A 7,289-nucleotide genomic window follows, 5' to 3' on the forward strand; every position below is an offset into this window, starting at 1 on the left:
AAGAGCTAGCAGTGTTAGTGCGGCCCGCAGTTTGACATTAATAGCGTAAATTTTATTCAAAATAAGAAAAAAACGTGATCAATGTATCATTTTTAATACCTACGGTAAAGATAATGCCAAGCTTGCCTCAGTAACAACTATCTATGATTCATCCGTGATTATCAGGCTATTCATCGCGGTAATAACTAACAACAGTTGATCACACTGCAACTAGAAACCGCGCAATGACTTATTGCGATAAATATCACATTTTGTATTGTTGCTGACTACACAATAACGCTTGAAATCAGGAACCGCAATACACGAATTATCATCCATGCTTAGGTAGTGGTACGATACCAAGCATAAAAAATCATAACCTTGATTAACGGACCCTCTTTACTATGATGACAACACAACCGATTCGTATTGCTACACGCAAAAGCCCATTAGCCATGTGGCAAGCTGAGTTCGTCAAAGCTGAACTCGAACAAGCTCATCCAGGGCTCGTTGTTGAACTGCTACCTATGGTAACAAAAGGCGACATCATTTTAGATACTCCTTTAGCAAAAGTGGGCGGTAAAGGCTTATTTGTTAAAGAACTTGAAGTAGCGATGCTTGAAGGTCGCGCAGATATCGCCGTGCACTCAATGAAAGATGTGCCTGTCGAATTTCCAGAGGGATTAGGGTTAGTCACTATTTGTGAGCGTGAAGACCCACGTGATGCCTTTGTGTCAAATAACTATGATTCTCTTGATGACTTACCTCAAGGCGCGATTGTGGGAACATCAAGCCTGCGCCGTCAATGCCAATTACGCGCTCAACGTCCAGATCTGATCGTTAACGACCTACGCGGTAATGTGAACACTCGCCTGCGCAAGCTTGACGAAGGCCAATATGATGCAATTATTTTAGCGGCAGCTGGACTAAAACGCCTTAAAATGAGCGATCGTATTCGCAGTGAAATTGCACCAGAAACGAGCTTACCTGCGGTAGGCCAAGGTGCTGTAGGTATTGAATGTCGTCTAAATGATCAACGCGTACGTGAGTTACTTGCTCCGCTAAATCACCAACCTACCGCAACCCGTGTTCTGTGTGAGCGCGCGATGAATAACCGTCTTCAAGGTGGTTGCCAAGTGCCTATTGGTAGTTATTCAGAACTGCAAGGCGATACCATTTGGCTACGTGCATTAGTGGGCGAGCCTGACGGCAGTACCATTGTTCGCGCTGAAATCAGTGGCCCAATTACAGCGGCAGAGCAATTAGGTGAAACGTTAGCTGATGAATTATTGGCTAAAGGTGCTAAAGACATTCTTGATCGTTTATACGGTAACGCCTAATGACAGTGCTGATCACCCGTCCAGCACCAGAGTGCGATCAATTGGTCGCACAACTTAATCAAGTGGGGATCAGCGCGATTGCTCAGCCTCTACTTGAGGTTCAGCAAGGGAAATATATAAATAGATTAATAGAACAAATTCAACAACTGCAACCAGGTGACTATATCATTGCAGTTAGCTATCATGCGGTACGTTTTGCAGCTGATTACTTGATATCACAAGGTGCAGAATGGCCAAAAAACATGCATTATATAGCCGTTGGCGACAAGACTGCAGCAGCATTAGCCAAAGCCTGTCAACAACCAGTGAGTTCGCCTGAGGGACGCCATGATAGCGAGGCGCTATTAGCGTTACCTGAACTTGCTAATATTCGCCAACGTAGGGTATTAATCTTACGAGGTAATGGTGGACGCGAGTTAATCTATCAAGCATTAACCGCTCGCCATGCCCAAGTCAGTTATTGTGAAACTTATCAACGCTGCTGGCTTGCTCTCGATGCAACACCATTAGTCCAACAATGGCAACAACAGCAGATACAGGCTCTAGTTGTCACTAGCTGTGAACAATTAATATACTTAACGGGATTAATCCCAACTGAGAGTTTGACTTGGTTTTATAATTGCCACCTTTTCGTACCAAGTCAACGGGTCGCAGATCAAGCATCGACGCTTGGCTACAGACATATTTCCACCGTGGGAAGCGCCGCTAATCAGGCGTTATTCACGTTCCTAAAAAGCAACGTAAGCTAACGGAATAATTAGGATGACAGACAAAACAACAAACACAAACCCAACCGCTGCGCCATCAACTAAAGATAAGCCTGCGGTTACTGCTTCAAAAACAACCAAAACAGCGCCACCAGCGACTAAACAAAAAAAATCTGGTAGCAAAACCGGTTGGGTTGCGATTGCACTAGTATTGGCTCTTGGTGGTGGTCTTTACTATCATGGTCATCAGCAAGGACTTCAGCAACAGCAACAAGTTGCGGCCCTACAGCAACAAATCGCAACCATGAAAGCTGCCATGCAAGCTGATCAACAGCAAACCCTTGGCATGGTCAATAATGAACTACGCACAACCCAACAAAATGTTGAGCAAGGCATTAGTCAGCAGCAAAAATCAATTGATTCACTTCAAACAGCTATCGCCGATCTAAAAGGCCAAGAGCCTAATGATTGGTTATTAGCAGAAGCGGATTACTTAGTTAAGATGGCTGGACGTAAGCTATGGCTAGAACATGACGTGACTAGTGCAACCCTACTATTGGAAGCTGCAGATCATCGTATTGCTGAGCTTAATGACCCAAGTCTTAAAGACCTACGTCAAGCAATGAGCAATGACATCACTGCGCTAAAATCAATCACCATTGTTGATCGTGATGGCATCGTATTACGCCTTAACAGCCTTGAAAACAGCATTGGTAGCCTACCATTAGCCAACGCTGTATTAGCCAAAGCTGAGCCGCAACAAAACCCAACCGTTAGCCAGTCTGTTGATGATTGGAAAGATAATTTAATGACCTCATTAAAGAATTTTAGTGAGCATTTTATTACTTACCGTAAGCGTGATGGTAGTGTGGTACCGTTATTGTCACCGCAGCAAGATTTCTATCTACAACAAAATCTCACCAACAAACTTGAAACCGCAATTGCAGCTGTATACCGTGATCAGGGGCAAATTTACCGTGACTCTCTAACAACTGCAATCAAATGGGCGCAACAGTATTACGACTTATCATCACCGAAAACTCAAAGCTTTATTGCAGGCTTACAGCAACTCGCACAACAAAATGTAGCGGTAGATTATCCGGCTAAATTGCAATCACAAGCGATGATCACCAAGTTGGTCAACCAAGTGTTACGCAATAAAATGTCAGCGCTGAGTGATGCAACAACGCCAGCTAAAGCACAACCTAAGCCACAACCCAAAGCACTAAAATTGATAAAAACTGATGCAGTTAGCGCAACGTCATCGGCTGCAACACCATCAACTACAACAAAAAAAGTGATGCCGCTAGAAAAGCCTGCACCAGCAACATCTGCAGCAGTAACTAGCACTGTTAAAGAGGAAACCAAATAATGGTTAAATTGTTGTTATTGGTCATCGCTCTGATTGCCGGTATCATTGTCAGCCCCGATCTTGCAGGTCATCAAGGCTATGTGTTGATCTCGTTTGCCAATCAAACCATCGAGATGAGTTTAACCACGCTTATTATTGTCGCAATTGCTATCGTTGCGATCTTTTTTGTGCTTGAGTTTATTCTGCGCCGCCTATTTTCTTTTGGTAGCTCAACCCGTGGTTGGTTCAGTGGCCGTCAAGTCCGTAAAGCTCGTCGTAATACCGCCGAAGGACTCTTAAAAGTTGCTGAAGGTGATTGGAAAGCTGCAGAAAAAATGCTTTCTAAGTCAGCTAAATACAGTGACGCGCCGATTCTAAACTACTTAGCCGCAGCAGAAGCTGCACAAGGGCTTGGTAAAACTCAACAACGTGACCAGTATTTACTGCTGGCCGCAGAGCAAGACACAGAAAACCTCGCGGTATCACTAACTCGTGCCAAGCTTCAACTTCGCCAACAGCAATTTGAACAAGCATTAGCAACCTTGCAAGACGTTCATCAACACAACCCACGTAATCCGATGGTGCTGAACTTATTACAACAATGCTACTTACAGTTAGAAGATTGGAAAGCGCTGCAAGCTCTACTGCCTCAACTAACAAAAGCGGGTGTGATTACTGCTGCAGAAGAAGCACAATTAGACATTCAAGCACAATGCGGTCAAATGCATCACTTAAGTCAACAAAGCGGTAGTGACGGTTTAATCAGCTATTGGAACAGTATGAATCGTAAAGACAAACATAACCCTGCTTTAGTGGCATGTTTTGTTAAGCAGATGATTGTTCGCCACGCTGATTCTGATGCATTTCCTATCTTGCGTGATGCCATCAAGAAAAACCCTGAGCAGAATTTAATTAGCTTAATGCCACAGTTAACCCTGCCAGATCGCCACCCAGCAATTGTGAGTCTGCAAGACTTATTAGCCAATAATAGTAACAACCCTGCACTACAAAGTGCATTAGGACAGATGCTAATGGCTGATAAACAATGGCAACCTGCGAAACAACATTTAGAAAAAGCCATAGCAATACGCCCAGATGTTACCGACTTTGCACATTTAGTTGCTACCCTTGAGCAACTTGGCGATAAACAAGCCGCAGCAGAGGTTTCACGTCAGGCATTACAACTGGCAAAACCTGATCAAGCGTAAGTTTTAAAACTGAAAAAAGCGCCTTTATGGCGCTTTTTTTTCGTCTGGATAACAGTTTCCACATTAACATGTATCCAAATGTAAACAGCCATTACAAGGTATATCTGCCCCATTGCTCCTTGGCGATAAACACGTTTCAATAGCGACTCTGCCCTTTTTATTTAACATTTGGATAACTGTTATGGATATGCTTCCTTGGCTGATTGTTTCAGGTATTATGGTGTCAGTGATTGTTGGCGTAATGATGGCTGTATTAATTAAGCACGCTGATTAATGAACACCTATAAAAAAGCCTCCTAAAATGGAGGCTTTTTTATAGGTGTAATTTAGTCATAACCAATTATGTTAATCCCAAAGCTTGCTTGGTTTTACGTAATTGTTTATCAAATTTTGCCATCGCTTTAGCCGCTTTTTTTAATTGTTTGGTTTTTTTCTTGGCTAATTTTTTTAGTTTATCAGTCTGCTTAAGCAATTCATCGGGCAGCTCAACAACCTCAGTTTGCTCAACTACACTCACCATCTCAATTCGACTTTGGCCAACAGCCGTCGGCCTTGGCAAACTGTGAATATTCATGATCACAGGTGCCGCAGGTGCTGTTGCCGCCAAACTAATAACCGAAGCCGGCGTTGACACTGCAGTTGAAGGTGCGGCATTGGTTAAGCGACTTGGCTTACATAAATAGTCTTTATCACTCGCAACTCGCGTACAGCTCGCACAAATAAATTTAGGCTCACTGACAATTTTTGTGATTGTCGCAAATTGATCGGCAATTTCAGCTCGACGATATTTACACAATGACTTCACCATCAACGCATCCTCACTCAACACTCACCAGAATCACGACATTAAACGATAATGATTCGTAATTCCAGTGATGAATGTGTTGATGAGCATTAAATATGTAACGTTTTATTTGTGAGTATCGGTAGTTTTCATGCCTGCTTTGACATAAATATCAAAGCGGTTTTTCTTAGTTTCAATTGCCATCGAAGGCTTAGCGTTAGCTAAAAACTCCGCATAATCTGGACGCTTAACCACAATCCGTTTAGTAGCTAACGCATACGCAGGCGCAAACAATTCATCAGCATCTAAATCAGCACCGACTAAAGTTTGGAAAACTCGCATTTCCTTTTTAACTAATGCTGATTTCTTTTTATGGGGATACATTGGATCTAAGTAAATAACGTCAGGGGCAATAAAATCGTTATCGGCAGCCAATTGTAATAAAGCATCTTGACTCGATGCGTGCAGTAATTGCATCCGTTCACTGACCCAATGACCAATTTCAGGATCTGCTTTAGCACGGGCTAAACCATCATCAAGTAATGCCGCTACCACCGGATGGCGTTCAACCAGTTGAACCTTACAACCTAGTGAAGCCAATACAAACGCATCACGTCCTAAACCCGCAGTCGCATCAAGCACTGTTGGCGTAATACCATTTTTCAATCCCACCGCTTTAGCAATCGCCTGACCGCGGCCACCACCAAATTTACGTCGATGGGCTACTGCACCACTGGCCAAATCAACAAAAACAGCCCCTAATTTAGGCTCATCTAACTTACGCAACTCGAGTTGATTCGCTGTTAATACTAACGCAAAGCAACTGTGCTCATCATGCGTCAATCCCCAGCGGGCGGCGAGTTGATCTAATTCAGACTGACGTTGAGGAACTTCACAAAGTAAGGCTAGTTGCACTGCATTCTCCGATATCAAACACTTTCTATTCCGCTCAATCATAGGTAATAGATGCTATAGGCGGCGAATTATAGCATCACAAATCACGCTTGGCTCTGGTATCACCACCTAACATAAGGATAAGATAGTCCAAGATCGCAGCCTGCGAATAACTTAGCGAGCCAAAAAGGAATTGTGATGAACGGAGCTGTGCGCATCGATGATTTAGATCGCGATATTCTCAACGCATTGATGACAGATGCACGAGTACCCTACGCTGAAATGGCAAAAAGATTTAATGTTAGCCCTGCCACCGTCCATGTACGGGTTGAAAAAATGCGAGCCTCTCAAATAATTACCGGCACTGAAGTGATAGTGAACCCCAAATTATTAGGCTATGACGTATGTTGTTTTATTGGTATCAATCTTTATGCTGCGCGTGATTACCACTCGGCACTAGAGAAACTCAATCAACTTGATGAAGTGGTAGAAGCTTATTACACCACTGGCGCTTACAATATTTTCGTAAAATTGATGTGCCACTCAATTGAAGAGTTACAGCATGTACTGATCAATAAACTGCAAGCGATTGAGGAAGTTCAATCGACTGAAACCTTGATCTCATTGCAAAACCCGATAAATCGAAACGTCAAACCATAGCGTTCATTGAGGTCGATTTAAAATAAATCAAAACAATAACCAAAGAGATTTATTTTAAATCGACCTCTGATAGTGAAAAAAGCCCATCGACGGATGGCCGTTTTTACCTTGCATAACAATTCATGCGAATAGTTGCACCTGAAGCTATGAACTCAAGTAACGCTTTACACTTATCAATAAGTAGCTGATTGTTGCTGTTATTTTCAATATTCGTTAAAGATTGAACCAGACCAACTGATTCATATTGTTCTAATGAAATGTTGACGGCACTTGGGAGTTTTTTCTTTTCATTACAATAGGCTTTTATTGTGACTTTTTTGGGTGAACTTCTGTCGTTACTCACCTCAACGACGATATTCTCTGGCA

8 protein-coding genes are annotated in these 7,289 nt (G+C 42.8%); 5 read left to right on the top strand and 3 right to left on the bottom strand.

Going from position 1 to position 7,289, the window contains the following annotated elements:
- Nucleotides 1–386: 386 nt before the first annotated feature.
- From hemC to PMAL9190_RS18895, 4 genes are read left to right on the top strand one after another with little or no spacing between them, the layout of a single operon-like run.
- Nucleotides 387–1,319, top strand: coding sequence for a hydroxymethylbilane synthase (hemC, locus tag PMAL9190_RS18880; protein ID WP_087846802.1), 933 nt, complete (start codon nucleotides 387–389; stop codon nucleotides 1,317–1,319).
- Nucleotides 1,319–2,068, top strand: coding sequence for a uroporphyrinogen-III synthase (locus PMAL9190_RS18885; protein ID WP_087846786.1), 750 nt, complete (start codon nucleotides 1,319–1,321; stop codon nucleotides 2,066–2,068). The genes hemC and PMAL9190_RS18885 overlap by 1 nt, the downstream gene beginning before the upstream one ends.
- A gap of 13 nt (nucleotides 2,069–2,081) precedes the next feature.
- The gene (gene hemX, locus PMAL9190_RS18890; RefSeq protein ID WP_087846788.1) at nucleotides 2,082–3,398 is read left to right on the top strand and encodes a uroporphyrinogen-III C-methyltransferase; all 1,317 of its coding nucleotides are present in this window, start codon (nucleotides 2,082–2,084) and stop codon (nucleotides 3,396–3,398) included.
- Nucleotides 3,398–4,585 carry a heme biosynthesis HemY N-terminal domain-containing protein gene (locus PMAL9190_RS18895; protein WP_087846790.1) on the top strand — a complete coding sequence of 396 codons (1,188 nt, stop codon included), beginning with the start codon at nucleotides 3,398–3,400 and terminating at the stop codon, nucleotides 4,583–4,585. Before hemX ends, PMAL9190_RS18895 begins: the two co-directional genes overlap by 1 nt.
- Before the next feature lie 340 nt (nucleotides 4,586–4,925).
- Here the strand turns inward: PMAL9190_RS18895 and PMAL9190_RS18900 are convergent, their stop codons facing one another.
- Both PMAL9190_RS18900 and PMAL9190_RS18905 read right to left on the bottom strand, forming a co-directional pair.
- Nucleotides 4,926–5,393 (bottom strand): hypothetical protein, encoded by a 468-nt coding sequence (locus PMAL9190_RS18900; RefSeq protein WP_087846792.1) that lies wholly within the window; start codon nucleotides 5,391–5,393, stop codon nucleotides 4,926–4,928.
- A gap of 102 nt (nucleotides 5,394–5,495) precedes the next feature.
- A complete protein-coding gene (locus PMAL9190_RS18905) occupies nucleotides 5,496–6,284 on the bottom strand; it encodes a class I SAM-dependent methyltransferase (RefSeq protein ID WP_087846794.1) in 789 nt (262 codons plus the stop codon).
- 177 nt (nucleotides 6,285–6,461) lie between these two features.
- On the opposite strand from PMAL9190_RS18905, the gene asnC reads away from it, so the two are divergent.
- Nucleotides 6,462–6,923, top strand: a complete 462-nt coding sequence (gene asnC / locus PMAL9190_RS18910) for a transcriptional regulator AsnC (protein WP_060998630.1) — start codon at nucleotides 6,462–6,464, stop codon at nucleotides 6,921–6,923.
- 103 nt (nucleotides 6,924–7,026) lie between these two features.
- Here the strand turns inward: asnC and PMAL9190_RS20250 are convergent.
- Nucleotides 7,027–7,289: hypothetical protein (locus PMAL9190_RS20250; RefSeq protein ID WP_087846796.1), on the bottom strand; the 263-nt coding region annotated here is incomplete at its 5' end.

The organism is Photobacterium malacitanum, assembly GCF_900185615.1.
In the GTDB taxonomy this organism is placed as follows: Bacteria; Pseudomonadota; Gammaproteobacteria; order Enterobacterales; family Vibrionaceae; genus Photobacterium; species Photobacterium malacitanum.

What these genes read in the sequence shown, in the direction of transcription:
- PMAL9190_RS18885 (WP_087846786.1), top strand. Translation starts at nt 1,319, where the DNA reads ATGACAGTGCTGATCACCCGTCCAGCACCAGAGTGCGATCAATTGGTC.
- PMAL9190_RS18895 (WP_087846790.1), top strand. Translation starts at nt 3,398, where the DNA reads ATGGTTAAATTGTTGTTATTGGTCATCGCTCTGATTGCCGGTATCATT.
- hemC (WP_087846802.1), top strand. Translation starts at nt 387, where the DNA reads ATGACAACACAACCGATTCGTATTGCTACACGCAAAAGCCCATTAGCC.
- asnC (WP_060998630.1), top strand. Translation starts at nt 6,462, where the DNA reads ATGAACGGAGCTGTGCGCATCGATGATTTAGATCGCGATATTCTCAAC.
- hemX (WP_087846788.1), top strand. Translation starts at nt 2,082, where the DNA reads ATGACAGACAAAACAACAAACACAAACCCAACCGCTGCGCCATCAACT.
- PMAL9190_RS18900 (WP_087846792.1), bottom strand. Translation starts at nt 5,393, where the DNA reads ATGGTGAAGTCATTGTGTAAATATCGTCGAGCTGAAATTGCCGATCAA.